Here is a 16,479-nt window from a genome sequence, read left to right as displayed (position 1 = left end):
CCGATCCACGCCTACAGGGGGCGGCTGGGGGCCGATATCCGCCGCCAGATCACCGAACACGCCCCCGAGATCGTGCATTTCGCCTCTCACTGGCCCTCGGGCGCGCTGCTGGACATGGCGGATGCGCCGCCCTTTACCGTGTCGCTGGACTGCACCCGCGCCAATATCGAGCGTGATTTCGGCTTTGGCATCTGGACCCTGCCGGAAATGGAGCGAGAGGCCGAATTGCTGCGCCGCGCCGCCCGCATCTATCCCATGAGCCACTGGGCCGCCGATTCGCTGGTTGGTGATTACGGCATCGACCCCGCGCGGATCAGGATCATTCCGCCCGCGCAGAATCTGACGGCGTTCAAACCGAAGCGAAGCCATGACGGGCCGCCCAATATTGTTTTCATCGGCAATGATTTCGTGCGCAAGGGCGGGCCGCGTCTGGTGGAATGGGTGCAGGGACCGTTGGCCGGGCGCTGCCATCTGCATATCGTGTCCGCCGATCCGTTGGCGATGGTGCGGGGGCCGGATATCACCGCGCATGGGCGGGTGCCGCATGCCGATCTGATCGCCCGGTTGCTGCCGAAGATGGATATGATGTGCCTGCCCACGGAACTGGATATGTCGCCCCATGTGCTGGTCGAGGCCGCCGCCGCGCGGCTGCCGGTCGTGGCCAGCAGGCTGGGCGGCATTGCCGATATCGTGCTGAATGGGCGCAGCGGGATTTTGGCCGATATCGACAGCGACGCGGAATTCATCGCCGCGTTGACGCAGCTGATCGAGGCGCCCGACCTGCGCCGCCGCATGGGCGAGGCCGCCTTTCGCCATGCCCGCATCGCCTTTGACGCCGATACCGTCTATTCGCAGATGATCGACGAAATCCGCGCGGCAGCCTCGATGCAGGATGCCGCCATCTTCGCGCCCTATGTGCCGCAGGGGGTGGGGGTGCTGAATGCGTCACGTCAGCCGGGATGATCTGGCCGGGCGGCTGGAACCGTTTCTGATCGCGCGGCTGGCACCGGGGCAGGGGCAGTTTGCCTGTCGCCGTTTCCGGCCTGCCCTGATCTGGTCGCGGCTGGATCTGGCGATCAAGCTGCTTTACCTGAAGGACGCGGAAACCGACCGCGATCTTTATGATGCGCATATCGCCGCGTTTTCGCTTGGCGACATGAAAGAGCCGGGCAGCAACAAGTACGGCGCGGCGGCGTTCCGCCAGCAATTCGAGGATCTGCACCGGCGCATCCGCGACGAGGGGTTCGACGCGGATCAAAGCCTGATCCCGCTGGCCCGCGACGGCAGCATCCTCAACGGGGCGCATCGGGCCGCCTGCGCCATGCAGGCCGGTCAGCCGGTTGTGGGGGTCGAGACCGGGCTGGACCCGGTGATCTATGATTACCGCTATTTCCGGCGGCGCGGCATGTCGGATGAGGATCTTGATGCGGCGGTGCTGGCTTATGTCGATCTGGCGCCGCAGGCCCGCATCGCCCTGCTGTCGCCCATGCCCCGGCGGGCCGAGCGGGCATTGCTGGCCCGACTTGGGCCGCTGGTCTATCGCCGGGTGATCCGGCTGACCCCCGCACCCAATCTGCCCGCAGATGGCGCGCTGCTTTTGCTGGTCGTTGATGCGGACGCAACCGTGCCCGACGCGGCGCTGTGGGTCAGTGCTTCGCATGATGAGGCCCGGGCGATGGCCCGGCTGTTGCTGACCCCGCTGCAAGGGGCGCGACCGGGGGCTTCACGGCGCCTTCTCTATCGCTGGCGGCGTGGCACATCGCGGCTGCGCCATCAGGTGATCGCGCTGCTGGGGCGGATGGGCATGAAAGAGAACGTCCGCCGCCTCTATCGTCGGGGTCGATAGGGTCAGCCGTCGATGCGCTGGCGGCTTTCGGCGTCGAACAGAACCGCATGGGACAGATCCAGCCCGACCCGCTGCACGCCCCCGGCCACCGCCCGCGCCGCGCCGGGCAGCCGCGCCGTCAGCAGCGCGGTGCCGAAACGCAGCGACAGGAACACGTCCGACCCCGTCGGCTCGACGATCTCGACCGGCAGGTCCAGCGCGAACATGCCCGGCCCGATTTCCTGCCCGATATTTTCCGGGCGGATCCCCAACACGACCTTGCGACCCGGCGACAGAGGGCAGGGCAGCGGCAGCACATCGTCGGGCGCCGCCTCGGGGATCAGGCCTCTGCCATCCGGCGCCACCGTGCCCGGCAGCATGTTCATCGCCGGCGACCCCATGAAATCGGCCACGAACATGTTGGCCGGCTGGCCATAGATCTGCGCGGGCGTGCCGGATTGCTGGATCTCGCCCTCTTTCATCACCACGATCTGGGTGGCCAGCGTCATCGCCTCGATCTGGTCATGGGTGACATAGATGATCGTCGCGCCGGTTTGCTGATGCAGGCGCTTGATTTCGGCCCGGACCTCGACCCGCAGTTTCGCGTCAAGGTTCGACAAAGGCTCGTCGAACAGGAACAGCCGAGGCTTGCGCACCAGCGCGCGGGCCATCGCGACCCGCTGGCGCTGCCCGCCCGACAACTGCCCGGGGCGACGCCCCAGCAGATGCCCGATCTGCAAGGTCCGCGCCACGGCTTCAATGTCGGTTTCGCGCTGTGCCCTGGCCACCCCCGCCATCTCCAGCGGAAAGCCGATATTCTGCGCCACGGTCATGTTGGGATACAGCGCATAGGATTGAAAAACCATGGCAATATCGCGCTTGGACGGATGCAGGTCCATCACGCTGTGACCGTCGATGCGGATATCGCCCGCCGTTGGCGGCTGCAATCCGGCGATGGCGTTCAGCAGCGTGGACTTGCCGCAGCCCGATGGCCCCAGCAGCACCAGAAAACCGCCCTTTTCCAGCGATATGTCGATGCCTTTCAGGATTTTCAGGGCACCGATGCTGCGTTCCAGCCGCTCGATCTCGATGAAGGCCATGCTTTATCCCTTGACTGCGCCCGCCATCAACCCGCGCATGAAATAGCGCCCGGCGACGACATAGACGATCAGCGTGGGCAGGGCCGCGATCACCGCCGCCGCCATGTCCACATTGTATTCCTTGACCCCCGTGGATGAGGCCACCAGATTGTTCAGCGCCACGGTCATCGGCGCCCCCCCGCCCGAGGCAAACGAGACGCCGAACAGAAAATCGTTCCAGATATTGGTGAACTGATAGATCACGCAGACGACGATGATCGGCGCCGAGGACGGCAGCAGGATGCGCCAGAAGATGGTAAAGAAACCCGCCCCGTCCACCTGCGCGGAATGAACCAGCTCGGTCGGGAAGGCCTCGTAATAGTTACGGAAAAACAGCGTGGTAAAGCCGATACCATAGACGACATGGACCAGCACCAGCCCGGCCGTGGTATTCGACAGGCCCAGTTGTCCCAAGACCCGCGCCATCGGGATCAGCACCGACTGGAAGGGGATGAAACAGGCAAACAGCATCAGCCCGAAAACCAGCCTGTGCCCGCGAAACCGCCATTTCGTCAGCACATAGCCGTTCAGCGCCCCCAGCGCGGTCGAGATCAGCACCGCCGGAACCACCATCCTGATCGAGTTCCAGAAGTAACCCTTGATCCCCTCGCAGGTGACGCCGATGCAGGCGCTGCCCCAGGCGCGCAGCCAGGGCTGGATCGTCGGCTCGGACGGCAGCGCCAGAATGTCGCCGCCCCGGATCTCGGCCAGCGGCTTGAAAGAGGTGGTCAGCATCACGAACAGCGGCAGCAGATACATGCCCGCGAAGATCAGCAGCAGACCATAGATCACCACCCGGTTCAGCCATGAGGCGCCGGAACCTGCGGGCATGTCATGCACGCTCATCGCTTCTCCTCCCGCAGCTCGGAATAGAGATAGGGCACCATGATCGCCGCGATCCCCATCAGCATGATCATGGCCGAGGCCGAGCCCACCGCCATCTGGCTGCGGGTAAAGGTGTAGGAATACATGAAGGTCGAGGGCAGCTCGGTCGCATTCCCCGGCCCGCCGCCGGTCAGCGCGATCACGAGGTCATAGGACTTGATCGCCATATGGGCCAGCACGATCACCGCCGACAGGAATGCCGGGCGCAGCAGCGGAATCACGATGCGGCGATAGATGGTGAAGGTCGAGGCGCCATCCACCGTGGCGGCCTTCAGCATCTCGCTGTCGATGCCGCGCAGACCCGCCAGAAACATCGCCATGACAAAGCCCGATGCCTGCCAGATCCCGGCGATGGCGACGGTATAGATGGCCATGTCGGGCCGGACCAGCCAGTCGAAGGTGAACCCCTCCCATCCCCAGCCGCGCACGGTGTTCTGAAACCCCATGCCGGGGTTCAGAAACCATTTCCACGCCGTCCCTGTGACCACGAAGGACAGTGCCATCGGGTAAAGATAGATCGGCCGCAGCACGCCCTCGATGCGGATGCGCTGATCCAGCAGGATCGCCAGCAGCAGCCCCAGCGCGATGCAGATGATGATATAGAGCGACCCGAAAATCGCCAGATTTTTCAGCGCCATCCACCAGTTTGGTTGCGCGAACAGCCGCTCGTAGGCGTCAAAGCCCGCCCATTTATAGACCGGCAGGATGCGCGATGTGGACATGGACAGGACCGCCGTCCAGACGATGAAGCCATAGACGAAGATCAGCACCAGCGCGAAGGAAGGTGCCAGCACCAGACGCGGCAGCCAATCCTGCAGGCGTCGCAGCATGCCGGGGGATGTCGTGGCCATGGGCGCTCCTTGGGATGCGCGGATCGCCCGGACCGGGGGTCCGGGCGTCCTTTGGTCATTGCGCGGCGGCGACGGCCTGCGGCAGGCGGGTCAGCGCCTCATCGGTGGTGATCTGCCCGTTCAGATGCTGGGTCACCACGTCGAAGACGGCTTCTTTCACCGCCGAGGGCTGGCCATGGCCATGCGCCAGCGATCCGGCCAGCGTGCCGCCTGCGGCTGCCTCGACCAGATCGGCCATGCCTTTCTTGCCGCAATCGTCGAAGTCGGTATCGGGCACATCGGTGCGCGCCGGGACCGAGCCCTTCACCGTGTTGAACGCCACCTGAAAGGCCGGATCCTCGACTGCTGCGGCCATTTTCAGCTGCGCGCTGCGTTTTTCGTCATCGCCCAGATCGAACATCACGAACTGATCCGAGTTGAACAGGATAGAGCCCTGCGTGCCCGGAAAGCGGATGCAGACGAAATCCTCGCCCGGCACCTGATCGGCGCTCAGAAACTCGCCCTTGGCCCAATCGCCCATCTGCTGCGCGCCCGCCTGACCCTCGATCACCATGGCCGAGGCAAGGTTCCAGTCCCGTCCCGAAAAACTGCCGTCGAAATATTCGCGCAGCTTGCTCATGTCGTCAAAGACCTGCCGCATGGTGTCGCCGCCAAGCGCATCGGCGTCGGCGTCCAGCACGGCCTGACGATAAAAGTCCATGCCGCCGCGCGACAGCACCACCGATTCCCACAGCGTGCCGTCCTGCCAGGGCTGACCGCCATGGGCCAAGGGTGTGATGCCCTGTTCATTGAAGGCGTCCAGCATGGCGAACAGCCCGTCCATATCCTCGGGCGGCTCTGCGCCTGCGGCATCCAGTGCTGCCTTGTTGATCCACAGCCAGTTGGTCGAATGGACATTGACCGGCGCCGCGATCCAGTGATCGTCATATTTCGAGAAGGCCTGAATCGCCTCGGGGATCACCTCGGCCCAGCCTTGTTCCGCGGCCAGATCGTCCAAATTGCCCAGCACGCCCATCTCGGCCCAGTCGCGGATGTCGAAGCCCAGCATCTGCACGGCGGTCGGCGGATCGCCCGCCGTCACCCGCGCACGCAGCGCCGTCATCGCCTGCACACCCGAACCGCCCGCGACCGGCATGTCGGACCAGCCGACACCTTTGGACGCCAGATCCTCTTTCAGCACGTTCAGCGCGGCAGCCTCGCCGCCCGCGGTCCACCAGTGCAGGACCTCGACGCTTTCTTCGGCCCGGGCCGTGGCGCTGGCCAGAACGGAAATGGCCGCACTGGCCATCAGAATTCTACGCATTTTTCAGCCTCCCTCAGCCGGCCTCCACACCGGCGCATTATTTATAACGATTTAACATACCTTGGTGTCAAGTCTGCAATCATCTGTGGCGTCGAATTAAAATCTTTAATATTCATGCAAGTGAAGGTAACAAGGATAACGCTGCGGAAAGATGGCGGACATCCGGGTTGCTTGTATCGTTGTATATCAGGCGCCGATTGCCGCCGGGGAGGGGGAAAGATGGTCAAACGCGACCGGCCGACGCTGCGCACCGTCGCGCAAGCGACCGGGCTGGCGGTGACCACCGTGTCGCGCGCGCTGTCGGATGATCCGCGAATCGCGCAAGACACCCGCCAGCGGGTGCAGGAGGCCGCGCGGCAGCTGGGCTATTCGCCCGACCGGGCAGCGCAGAGGCTGCGGACCGGGCGCACCAATGTCATAGCCTTCGTGCTGAACCCGCATGAGGAAATTCTGGGCTATGGTTCGTCGATGATCCGGGGGCTGACCAAGGCGCTGCGCGGCACGCCCTATCATCTGGTGGTGATGCCGAACTATGCCGACCGGCCCGCGATCGAGCCCATCGAGAACGTGCTGCGCAACCGGCTGGCCGACGGGCTTATCATCTCTCGGACCACGCCCGACGACCTGCGCGTGCGGCTGATGCTGGAAGGCCGCTTTCCCTTCATCAGCCACGGCCGGACCGAGCTGGCGACGCCGCATCCCTTCGTCGATTTCGACAATTTCGGCTTTGCCCATGCGGCGGCGGCGCGGCTGATCGGGCAGGGGGCGCGACGCCCCTGCCTGATCCCGGCCCCCTCGGGCATGACCTTCGCCCAGCATCTGCGCATGGGTTTCCTGCGCGCCTGCGGCGAGGCCGGGATCGACGGGCTGATCCTGCCCGACGTCTCACTGGACGACCCGCCCGAGGCGATCCATGCCCATATCGGCGCGATGATCGCCCGGGGCACGCCCCCCGACGGCTTCGTCTGCCCGGGCGAGGTCAGCGCGATGGCCGTCCATGCCGCCTTTGCCGATGCGGGCCGGGCCGGCGATTGCCGTCTGGTGATGAAGCATACCTCGGGCATGGCCGGGATCATCCGCCCGCGATTCGACAGCATCTTCGAGGATCTGGCCGAGGCAGGCGAGATGATGGGCCGCCTGCTGCTGCGCGCCATCGCGGGCGATGCCCCGGCGGATTTGCAACATCTGTTTCCCGCCCCGCCCCTGATCGCGGGCGCCGCATATGAGGTCCGGCCATGACTGAACACACCATTCCCGCCTCTGGTCCGTGGTGGGGGACCGGGGCACATCGCGACTGGCTGCTGGCGGACGCCATGCGGCAGTTCCGGTTCTTTGCCCGCAGCCTCGATCCGGCGGGGGGCTTTCACGCGCTGGACCTGAATGGCGATCCCATCCCCGGCGTGGCGCGGGAACTGCATGCGACCACGCGCATGGTCCATGCCTTCGCGATGGCGCATCTGCTGGGCGTCAAAGGCGCGGACCGGATCGTCGATCACGGCATGGCGGCCCTGTGGCACCTGCATCGGGACAGCCGCCACGGCGGCTATCTGTGGTCGTTTGCGCCCGGAGGCGCCGCGCTGGAGGGCAACAAGCTGGCCTATGGTCATGCCTTCGTGCTGCTGGCGGCGGCCAGCGCGAAACAGGCGGGCCATCCCGATGCCGACCGCCTGCTTGCCGATATCCTCGACGTGATCGAGTCCCGTTTCTGGGACCACGACCACGCCCGCATGACCGAGGAATATGGCCGCGACTGGCGCGTCATCTCAGGCTATCGCGGGATGAATGCGAATATGCACATGTCCGAGGCGCTGCTGGCCGCGACCGAGGCGACCGGCGACCTGGCCCTGCTGCGCCGGGCGAGGGGGATTTTCGATTTCTTCATCGGCCGGATCGGCGCGGAACATGACTGGCGGTTGCCGGAACATTTCACCGACGACTGGCAGGTCGATCCGGCCTATGAGGGCAATCCGATGTTCCGCCCCGGCGGCACCACGCCCGGCCATTCCTTTGAATTCGCGCGGCTGCTGTTGCAGGCGTGGGATCTGGACGGGCGGCGGGACGCGACCCTGCCTGCATGGGCGGGCAGGCTGTACGAGCGCGCGTTGGGCGATGGCTGGCTGGATCAGGGCGGCATCCTCTATACCGTCGATCCGGGTGGAAAACCGCTGCGCCGCGACCGCTATTGGTGGCCGGTGACCGAGGCGATCGGCGCCGCCGCCGCCCTGCTGAAGGCGGGCGATGACCGGGGCGAGGATTACCTGATGTTCTGGCGGGCGGCAGAGCGTCTGTTCATCGACCGCCAGCGTGGCGGCTGGTTCCCCGAGATCGACCGGGACGGCGCGCCTTCGGACCGGCAGTTTCCGGGCAAGCCCGACATCTATCATTCGGTGCAGGCGGCGCTGCTGCCCCTGCTGCCCGGCCTGTCGGGCATGGCGCGGGATCTGTCGGCGCTGCGGCCCGGCAACCTGCCCGAGCTGAATCCGTGACCGGGATTGCCGGAAATTGCGCGGATCGGACCCCGGAAAGGCACATGAGCGGCTTGACTCCGGGGAAAATTTCAAGGGACGATGCGGCATGATCCGATTTATTGTTCTTGCCTCCGTCCTCGCGCTGTCCGCCTGTTCGTCCTCGACCACCACGACGACACGGGCGACGGGTGGGATATCCATCGGCGATCTGCGCGCGACCTGCCAGCAGGGCAACCGTTCGGCTTGCAATGCCGTGAGCGCCCATGACGGGCTGCTCTAGGTCGCGCTGCGACGGGCGCTGATTTCCCGCGTGTTTCGCGGATCGTTGCCGGGACATTCGCCACACCGGCAACGATCCGCAAATGTCATGCCGTCTTTACGCTGCGGGACTGTCGCGGCGTGCCGGGCCGTGTATAGATGGCCGCAGCCGCAATCCGTGGATTCTGTTGTTCGTGATCTGTGACAAGGCAAGGGTTCCGGCTGACCCGAAAACGCGGACAAGGGAACAGAATATGGGCGGCAAGCAGGCGATGGCCAGGATCCACATGCCGGGGGTCGATCCGGGCTTTGCCGCCTTGGGCGATGCGCCCGACCTGACCCCGGATTTTGCCGACAAGCCCGCCCTGAAGGCATTGATCGCCACCGATCATCCGCTGCACAACCTGCTGCTGCATCGCTTTCTCAGCGCCTATCGCGGCAATCGCCGGGCCGACAAAAGCGTGGTGCTGAAATCCTTCCCGGTGGTGGTCGAGGATTTCTCCTATTACGAGCGGCTGCCCAAGGCGGGCAAGAAGGTGATGATGGCCGGGGCCTCGGCCCTGCGGGTGCGCACCCGGCTGACCCGCAAGCTGAACGAGAAGAAGGCCATCGGCCAGATCGTCAAGACAACCGATCAGGCGCGTGCCAAGGGGGGCGTCCATATCCCCGGCACCGGTGCCGGTCAGGCGCGCAAGCTGCGGGACCTGCCTTTCTTGATCGAGACCAGAAATTTCTACAATTTCTATCACTTCACCACCGAAAGCCTGATCTATCTGCAAATGTATCTGGATCACGGCCTGACCGGGGAAATCCATTTCCTGACCGGCGGCAAGACCGAGGTAAAGGGCTATCTGGTGCAGGCGGTCAGGGACTTCTATCCCGAAATCGCCGATCGCGTGACATGGCATAATGGCGGCGCGGAATTTCCCCACGCCATCGTGCCGTTCAACAGCAATCACCTCTATCACGCCTGCACGCCCGACATCCTGCCCGATATCGAGGAACCGGCGGGCTTTGTCGGCGTGGCCACCGGGGATCTGCGTCCGGCCAGCACCGACAATTACAAGGCGATCTATCGCCACAGCCGCGACGAATATATCGACCGCCACCGCAACGCTGCCCTGCAACATGCGGCTTGCGAAAACCCGCTGACCCGCATCTATGTCGCGCGCAAGCCGGGCGATACCGTCAAGGAACGCGCCATCGAGGGCGAGGAAAAGCTGGTCGAGATGCTGCAACGCCACGGCTTTCAGACAGTCCATTTCGAGGACATGCCGCCGCGCGAACAGGCCGGGCTGTGCAATGGCGCCGAAATCATGGTGTCAGCCCACGGCGCGGGTTTCGCCAACATGCTTTATGCCAGTCCCGGCAGCCATTTCATCGAACTGAGCCATTTGCAGACCGCCCGCCACCGCTTTGACGATTTCAACATGCATGCGGCGGCGTCGGGAACGAATTATATCCGCTTTTTCGTCGATCACAGCGACAGCGGCGGCGAGGTGGACGCGCAGGACGTGCCGCAGATGTCCAGCGAGAACCATGTTGGGCTTTGCCTGTCAGAGGCGGCGATCCTGCGGCTGGAAGGCTATATCGACACGCTGGCGCATCCCGGCCGCTATCGCTCGTTTACCCGCCGCCTGAAGGCCAGCGTTGACCGGAATGAGGACCAGAAGGCCATGCAGATGATCCGGCGCAATGATCTGTATGCCCGGACCTGCGTGAATACCTGCATCATCGGCGGCGAGATCAACGAGCGCTGGCAGAATCAGCAGGGCGCGATGGATTTCTATCGGCGGGCGGCGTCGCTGGCCCCTTACCGGCAGGATGTCTGGGCGCGGATCATCCGGCTGGCCGAGGCGCAGGGGCTGGACAAGGAATTGGCCGAAGCGACCGAGGCCAGCCGGAAATATCGTCCTTTCCGCTGGATGCGATGGGCGCGCGACCCGGGCGGCGGGATCAGGTTCCTGAAGGGCTGAGCGGTCTGGGGCGCAGGTTCAGCCCGGCAATCGCCCGATCCACCTGATCGACCAAAGGCAGGGACAGATCGACGCGCAACCCGTCCTCGTCCGGGGTCAGCGGCTCCAGCGTGGCAAGTTGCGATTCCAGCAGCGCGGCGGGAAAGAAATGCCCAGGCCTGTTGCCGGTCCGCGCCGCCAGCAATTCGCGCGAGCCGTGCAGATGCAGAAACCCGACCCCCGGCGCGGCATCGCGCAGAATGTCGCGATAGGCGCGACGCAGCGCCGAACAGCCCGTTACCGAAGCGATGCCACGCGCCTGCAATCCGCCAATCTCTGCCGCCACCCGGCGCAGCCATGGCAGGCGGTCGCTGTCCTCCAGCGGCTGTCCCGCCGCCATCTTGCGGATATTGCTGTCGGGATGCAGCTGGTCGCCTTCGATCCACTGCCAGCCCAGCCGCTCGGCCAGCGCCCGGCCCACGGTACTTTTGCCGCAGCCCGAGACGCCCATCACCACCACATGCCGGATGCCGCCCCCCATCCCCGGCTCAGACCGCATCCAGCCCAACATCGCGCAACCGGTCCAGATCGGCCCATTCGGCATCGCTCAACGGAATACCCCCGGCCTGCGCCCGTGCCCGCGCGGCAAAGCGGCGCTGAGAGGGCAGGCGCGCGCCCTGATCCTCGATCCCGCCCAGCAATGTCTCGGCCGAGGCCATTGCCGCCGCCGCCCCTCCGGCCGAGAACCGTTCGGGCGCAAAGGCCAGGATCAGCTCTCCATGATTGGGCAGGATGGTGGTCGAGCCCAGATAATCCAGCGCCTCGCGGCTGGTGCGGTCGCCGATCATCGACCCGGCCAGCAATTCGATCATGATCGCGATGGCCGATCCCTTATGGGCGCCAAAGGGCAGCATCGCGCCATCCAGCGCCGCCTCGGGGTCGGTGGTGGGCTGGCCTTCGGCGTCCAGCGCCCAGCCTTGGGGCAGGGGCTTGCCCTGTTGGCGGTGCAGCTCGATCTCGCCGCGCGCGGCGACCGAGGTGGCAATGTCGAAGACGAAGGGATCGCGATCGGGCCGGGGCCAGCCAAAGGCGATCGGGTTCGTGCCCAGCAGCGGCGCGGTCCCTCCGGCAGGCGCCACCACGGCATAGCTGGGACACATCGCCAGCCCCGCCAGCCCCATATCGGTCAGCGCCTCGATTTCCGGCCACAGCGCGGAAAAATGGGTGCAGTCATTGATGACCAGCGCGGCCACCCCCAGATCGCGCGCCCGTTCGGCCAGAACCGGCGCCCCCAGCTCAAACGCCGCGGGGGAAAAGCCGCCTTGCGCATCGACCCGGATCACGCCTCCGCCCGCATCGTCCAGCACCGGATCCGAGGTCGCATCCACCTTGCCCGCCCTGATCGTCCGCAGCAGCCCCGCGATGCGATAGACGCCGTGGGATTTGCAGTCGTCACGCTCGCCCTTCGCGATCACCCGGGCAACCGCCCCGGCCTGCGCGGGGCAGGCGCCGACATTCAGGAAAATCTGTTCGATCCGCTGGCTCAGCGTCTCGAAGGGAATGGTGGTGCTGGACATGATCTCTCCGGTCTTGACCGCCCCAGCCTGCCTGTTCTGGCGACAACGGCAAGACCCAAGATTCGGGTCCGGGATTCAGGCGCGCTGGATCGCCCGCCACAGTTTGGCACGGGCCGAATCCAGCGCCGCCAGCGTGTCGATCTGCCGCGTGGCCAGCAGCCCCAGCCGCTGCGCATGGGTCAGCAGGATGGCCAGCATCTCGGTCTCGGTCAGCCCGATCCAGTCGGCGGGAACCAGCACCACCCGCTCGCGGCGCAACCGCTCGGTATCCTGCGACCAGACGGTGAACCAGCGCGGCCCGGCGCTGCGGATGGTCCAGCCCTCGGCCCGGATATCGGCGGCCAGTTCGGCGATGCCCAGCCGGGTCAGCCGGGGCATGCGCACCGGGCTGGTGGTGAACCGGAAAACAACATGCGCCAGACCGCAAAAGCCGCGTTCCGGGCCGGTCACGCGATGATGCCTGAAATCATGGTTGATATCGGGATACATCATCCACCTGCCCGCGCGGACCTGACCGCGCCCTGTGGCAGCGGGTCGATCCGGGCCTGCCACAGCGCCGGGTCCCGCCCTTTCAGCAATTCCTCGGCCGAGCCTTTCGGATCGGATGTCAGCACCGACAGCGGCGAGCCGTTGCGCCTGTGGATGCGTCCCGTGCGGCGATCGACCAGCGAAACCGCCCAGCAGCCTTCGGCATCGCCCCGCATCGCCGTATTCCGTGCAGTTCCGTTCATGTCAGCATCTCCTTTGCGCTGATTGCCCTGCGGCAATTCCTTAATTACGACATGAACGGTCGTGTTTTGCAAAAGAGAATCCGACACGAATTTTCCGCCCGAAAGAGCGGATTTTTCTCTGTTTCGGCGATTTGAGAGATCAGGGTTCGCTCAGTTCCTGCGGCAGGTGGCCAGCCGAAAGGATATCGGCCAGCGTCAGCGACTCGATGATGATCAGATAGGACCAGAAGATTTCGGCGAACATGCGACGGATGCGGCAGGTGGCCTCGTCGGTGCAATCGTCGCATCGCTGATAGGCGCTGCGTGACAGGCAGGGCAGGGGCGCAATCGGCCCGTCCAGCAGGCGCAACAATTCCGGGATCGAGACCAGCGCCGGTGGCCGGATCAGCAGATAGCCACCATCACGCCCCCGGATCGACCCGACGATCCCGGCATTGCGAATCTCCAGCAGGATCTGCTCCAGAAACCGCTTGGGGGTTCCGGATCTGCGGGCGATGGTGCTGATGGTCAACGGCTCGGGAACGGACCGCTCGGCCTCGTCCCCCAGAACCATCAATGCCTTGAGCGCGTATTTCGCCTTCTGGGTAATCATTCCCGAAAGGTAGATTGCCGCCGCGCGCAAGACAATCAGACGCGACGATCCGGGCATAGGATATTTTTCCATATATCGACGCTTTGGGGGAAATTTCATCCGCCCCCGCCCGGAAGGCCCGCGATCTTCCCTTCCACCCACGCGCCAGAGGCTATCATTTCCCCTGCACCGCCAAGTTTGGAACAAAAATACACGACCAGTTTGCTAGATTTAATGCAGGACATAAAGGAGGTCGCTTCGATGTATGATATCCAGACCGAACTGATCCTGCGACGCATGGACCGGCAGGCCGAGGCCGCAAGCAGCGCCCGCATGAGCCGGCAACTGGCGATTCTGGCCAATGTGGCGGTTTGGGGGCTGCTTCTTCTGCTGCTTGTGTGACCCGTCCCGAACGGCCCGCCCGAGGGGCTTTCATGCGACAGGGAATTGGCTAAGCTGAACCCTGACGGGGCGGCCATGCCCCTTGCATGACAGGAGGATGGGCATGTCGGTCAAGTCGCACAAGGGCGGGTCATTCAGCTGGGACGATCCGTTTTTCCTCAGTGAGCAACTGACCGAAGAAGAGCGGATGATCAGCGACAGCGCGGCGGCCTTTGCGGCTGATCGACTGGCCCCGCGGGTGCAGAACGCCTATCTGACCGAACATACCGATCCCGAGATCTTTCGCGAAATGGGCGCCGCCGGCCTGCTGGGCGTCACCGTGGCCGAAGATTATGGCGGCATCGGGGCGTCCTATGTCGCCTATGGTCTGGTCGCGCGGGAAATCGAGCGGATCGACAGCGGTTATCGCTCGATGGCCTCGGTGCAGTCCTCGCTGGTGATGTATCCGATCGAGGCCTACGGCAGCGAGGACCAGAAACGCAGATATCTGCCGAAACTGGCCTCGGGCGAATTCATCGGCTGTTTCGGCCTGACCGAACCCGATGCCGGCTCCGATCCGGCGGGCATGCGCACGCGGGCCGTCGCCTGCGATGGCGGCTATGTTCTGTCGGGATCGAAGATGTGGATATCGAACGCGCCGATCGCCGATGTCTTCGTGGTCTGGGCCAAGTCCGAAGCGCATGGCGGCAAGATCAGGGGATTCGTGCTGGAAAAGGGCATGAAGGGGCTCTCCTCGCCCAAGATCGAGGGCAAACTGAGCTTGCGCGCCTCGGTCACCGGCGAGATCGTGATGGACAATGTCGAGGTGGGCGAGGACGCGCTGCTGCCCGGGGCCGAGGGCATGGGCGGCCCCTTCGGCTGTCTGAACCGCGCGCGTTACGGGATCAGCTGGGGCGCGATGGGCGCGGCCGAGGATTGCTGGTTCCGGGCGCGGCAATACGGGCTGGACCGGCACCAGTTCAACCGCCCGCTGGCGGCGACGCAGCTTTACCAGAAGAAACTGGCCGACATGCAGACCGAAATCGCGCTGGGGCTGCAAGCCAGCCTGCGGGTGGGGCGATTGTTCGACGAGGGCCGCTTCGCCCCCGAAATGATCAGCCTGATCAAGCGCAACAATTGCGGCAAGGCGCTGGACATCGCCCGCATGGCCCGCGACATGCATGGTGGCAACGGCATCCAGATCGACTATCACGTCATGCGCCACGCCCAGAATCTGGAAACCGTGAACACCTATGAGGGCACCCATGACGTGCATGCCCTGATCCTTGGCCGGGCGCAGACGGGGATTCCGGCCTTTGGTTGAGGCGCCGCTGAAGGGGCTGCGCGTCGTCGAACTGGCCCGCATCCTTGCCGGACCCTGGATCGGCCAGACCTTGGCCGATCTGGGCGCCGAGGTGATCAAGGTCGAATCCCCCGAAGGCGACGACACCCGCCGCTGGGGCCCGCCCTTCATCACCCGAGCCCGCGCCGATGGCGGATCCGAAACCGTCGCCGCCTATTTCCACGCCGCCAATCGCGGCAAAAGCTCGGTTATCTGCGATTTCAACGACCCGACCGATCTGGAACGCCTGAAGGCGCTGATCGGTGACGCCGATGTGGTGATCGAGAATTTCAAGGTAGGCGGTCTGACGAAATTCGGGCTGGATTACGCCAGCCTGTCCACCCGCAACCCGGGCCTGATCTATACCTCGGTCACGGGTTTCGGACAGAACGGCCCGCGCGCCGCGCAACCGGGTTATGACTTCATGATCCAGGGCATGTGCGGAATCATGGACCTGACCGGCGACCCGCAAGCAGAGCCGCAAAAGGTCGGCGTCGCATGGATCGATATCTTCACCGGACTGTATGGCGTGATCGCGGTGCAGGCAGCGCTGGCCGAGCGCGCGCACTCTGGCCTCGGCCAGCATCTGGACCTGTCACTGCTGGATTGCGCGACGGCGGTGCTGGCCAATCAGGCAACGAATTACCTGCTGGGTGGAACGGTGCCGCACCGGCTGGGCAACGCCCATCCCAATATCGTGCCCTATCAGCTGTTCCCGGCATCCGACGGCCATCTGATCATCGCCTGCGGCAACGACCGGCAATTCGCGGCACTTTGCCGGGTGCTGGACCTGTCCGACCTGCCCGCCAATCCCGATTACGCCACCAACCCCGCCCGCGTCGCCCATCGCGACCGGCTGGTACCGATCCTTGCCGCAGCCACCGCGCGCCGCCCCCGCAACGACCTGATCGCGGCGCTGGAACAGGCGGGCGTACCCGCCGGGCCGGTCAATGACGTGGCCGAGGCGCTGGCCGACCCCCAGATCGCCGCCCGGGGCATGCGCATCATCCCCGAAGGCATCCCCGGCCTGCGCAGCCCCCTCAATCTGTCGCGCAGCCCGCTGACCACCACCCGCGCCGCCCCCGCCCTGGGCCAAGGCGAATGGCGCTTTCATCCACGATCCTGAAACACCCATCCCATCTCTGGTGTCGCAAATATCCCGGGGGAAGCCCAGCCAGCCCCATCGAGGGGCT

18 protein-coding genes are annotated in these 16,479 nt (G+C 65.0%); 9 read left to right on the top strand and 9 right to left on the bottom strand.

Going from position 1 to position 16,479, the window contains the following annotated elements:
- Nucleotides 1–3: 3 nt before the first annotated feature.
- Together JHW40_RS21970 and JHW40_RS21965 are read left to right on the top strand one after the other, a co-directional pair.
- The gene (locus tag JHW40_RS21970) at nt 4–963 is read left to right on the top strand and encodes a glycosyltransferase family 4 protein (protein WP_336390200.1); all 960 of its coding nucleotides are present in this window, start codon (nt 4–6) and stop codon (nt 961–963) included.
- Complete coding sequence (locus JHW40_RS21965; protein ID WP_090613256.1) at nt 941–1,846, top strand: hypothetical protein; 906 nt, start codon at nt 941–943, stop codon at nt 1,844–1,846. The genes JHW40_RS21970 and JHW40_RS21965 overlap by 23 nt, the downstream gene beginning before the upstream one ends.
- A gap of 2 nt (nt 1,847–1,848) precedes the next feature.
- Here the strand turns inward: JHW40_RS21965 and JHW40_RS21960 are convergent, their stop codons facing one another.
- Genes JHW40_RS21960 through JHW40_RS21945 form a run of 4 tightly spaced genes read right to left on the bottom strand, consistent with a single transcriptional unit; the run spans nt 1,849 to nt 6,003 of the window.
- A complete protein-coding gene (locus JHW40_RS21960; RefSeq protein WP_090613258.1) occupies nt 1,849–2,925 on the bottom strand; it encodes an ABC transporter ATP-binding protein in 1,077 nt (358 codons plus the stop codon).
- 3 nt (nt 2,926–2,928) lie between these two features.
- Nucleotides 2,929–3,810, bottom strand: a complete 882-nt coding sequence (locus tag JHW40_RS21955) for a carbohydrate ABC transporter permease (protein WP_090613261.1) — start codon at nt 3,808–3,810, stop codon at nt 2,929–2,931.
- Nucleotides 3,807–4,700: a carbohydrate ABC transporter permease gene (locus JHW40_RS21950; RefSeq protein WP_090613263.1), complete on the bottom strand. Its 894-nt coding sequence runs from the start codon at nt 4,698–4,700 to the stop codon at nt 3,807–3,809. The genes JHW40_RS21955 and JHW40_RS21950 overlap by 4 nt, the downstream gene beginning before the upstream one ends.
- Nucleotides 4,701–4,755: 55 nt before the next feature.
- Nucleotides 4,756–6,003 (bottom strand): ABC transporter substrate-binding protein, encoded by a 1,248-nt coding sequence (locus JHW40_RS21945; protein ID WP_090613265.1) that lies wholly within the window; start codon nt 6,001–6,003, stop codon nt 4,756–4,758.
- A gap of 219 nt (nt 6,004–6,222) precedes the next feature.
- Between JHW40_RS21945 and JHW40_RS21940 the strand changes: the two genes are divergently transcribed.
- The 4 genes from JHW40_RS21940 (at nt 6,223) to JHW40_RS21925 (ending at nt 10,705) form a co-directional block, all read left to right on the top strand.
- Nucleotides 6,223–7,242, top strand: a complete 1,020-nt coding sequence (locus JHW40_RS21940) for a LacI family transcriptional regulator (RefSeq protein ID WP_090613268.1) — start codon at nt 6,223–6,225, stop codon at nt 7,240–7,242.
- Nucleotides 7,239–8,489, top strand: coding sequence for an AGE family epimerase/isomerase (locus JHW40_RS21935; RefSeq protein WP_090613269.1), 1,251 nt, complete (start codon nt 7,239–7,241; stop codon nt 8,487–8,489). The genes JHW40_RS21940 and JHW40_RS21935 overlap by 4 nt, the downstream gene beginning before the upstream one ends.
- Nucleotides 8,490–8,577: 88 nt before the next feature.
- On the top strand, nt 8,578–8,751 hold the full coding sequence (locus JHW40_RS21930; protein WP_170851838.1) for a hypothetical protein: 174 nt from the start codon (nt 8,578–8,580) through the stop codon (nt 8,749–8,751).
- A gap of 232 nt (nt 8,752–8,983) precedes the next feature.
- Nucleotides 8,984–10,705, top strand: a complete 1,722-nt coding sequence (locus tag JHW40_RS21925) for a glycosyltransferase family 61 protein (RefSeq protein WP_170851839.1) — start codon at nt 8,984–8,986, stop codon at nt 10,703–10,705.
- Here the strand turns inward: JHW40_RS21925 and JHW40_RS21920 are convergent.
- The 5 genes from JHW40_RS21920 to JHW40_RS21900 form a co-directional block, all read right to left on the bottom strand.
- Nucleotides 10,686–11,243 (bottom strand): gluconokinase, encoded by a 558-nt coding sequence (locus JHW40_RS21920; RefSeq protein ID WP_244519231.1) that lies wholly within the window; start codon nt 11,241–11,243, stop codon nt 10,686–10,688. The two genes, JHW40_RS21925 and JHW40_RS21920, sit on opposite strands and share 20 nt — an antisense overlap.
- Nucleotides 11,233–12,264, bottom strand: a complete 1,032-nt coding sequence (locus JHW40_RS21915; protein WP_419182490.1) for an Ldh family oxidoreductase — start codon at nt 12,262–12,264, stop codon at nt 11,233–11,235. Before JHW40_RS21915 ends, JHW40_RS21920 begins: the two co-directional genes overlap by 11 nt.
- Nucleotides 12,265–12,336: 72 nt before the next feature.
- Nucleotides 12,337–12,753, bottom strand: coding sequence for a hypothetical protein (locus JHW40_RS21910; RefSeq protein ID WP_139208172.1), 417 nt, complete (start codon nt 12,751–12,753; stop codon nt 12,337–12,339).
- Nucleotides 12,750–12,992 (bottom strand): hypothetical protein, encoded by a 243-nt coding sequence (locus JHW40_RS21905; protein ID WP_090613280.1) that lies wholly within the window; start codon nt 12,990–12,992, stop codon nt 12,750–12,752. The genes JHW40_RS21910 and JHW40_RS21905 overlap by 4 nt, the downstream gene beginning before the upstream one ends.
- Nucleotides 12,993–13,131: 139 nt before the next feature.
- Nucleotides 13,132–13,584: an RrF2 family transcriptional regulator gene (locus JHW40_RS21900; protein ID WP_090613384.1), complete on the bottom strand. Its 453-nt coding sequence runs from the start codon at nt 13,582–13,584 to the stop codon at nt 13,132–13,134.
- A 240-nt stretch (nt 13,585–13,824) separates the two neighbouring features.
- Here JHW40_RS21900 and JHW40_RS21895 point away from each other — a divergent pair, with 240 nt between their 5' ends.
- The 3 genes from JHW40_RS21895 to JHW40_RS21885 all read left to right on the top strand — a co-directional run bounded on the left by JHW40_RS21895 (nt 13,825) and on the right by JHW40_RS21885 (nt 16,412).
- On the top strand, nt 13,825–13,965 hold the full coding sequence (locus JHW40_RS21895; protein WP_170851840.1) for a hypothetical protein: 141 nt from the start codon (nt 13,825–13,827) through the stop codon (nt 13,963–13,965).
- Nucleotides 13,966–14,068: 103 nt separating this feature from the next.
- Nucleotides 14,069–15,268: an acyl-CoA dehydrogenase gene (locus tag JHW40_RS21890; RefSeq protein WP_090613387.1), complete on the top strand. Its 1,200-nt coding sequence runs from the start codon at nt 14,069–14,071 to the stop codon at nt 15,266–15,268.
- Nucleotides 15,261–16,412 carry a CaiB/BaiF CoA transferase family protein gene (locus JHW40_RS21885; protein ID WP_090613283.1) on the top strand — a complete coding sequence of 384 codons (1,152 nt, stop codon included), beginning with the start codon at nt 15,261–15,263 and terminating at the stop codon, nt 16,410–16,412. Before JHW40_RS21890 ends, JHW40_RS21885 begins: the two co-directional genes overlap by 8 nt.
- The last annotated feature ends 67 nt before the right edge of the window (nt 16,413–16,479 follow it).

Origin of the sequence: Paracoccus alcaliphilus (assembly GCF_028553725.1) — a bacterium.
Classification (GTDB): Bacteria; Pseudomonadota; Alphaproteobacteria; order Rhodobacterales; family Rhodobacteraceae; genus Paracoccus; species Paracoccus alcaliphilus.
The sequence above is the reverse complement of the archived record's forward strand: the minus strand, read 5'-3'. Positions and strand labels throughout refer to the sequence as shown.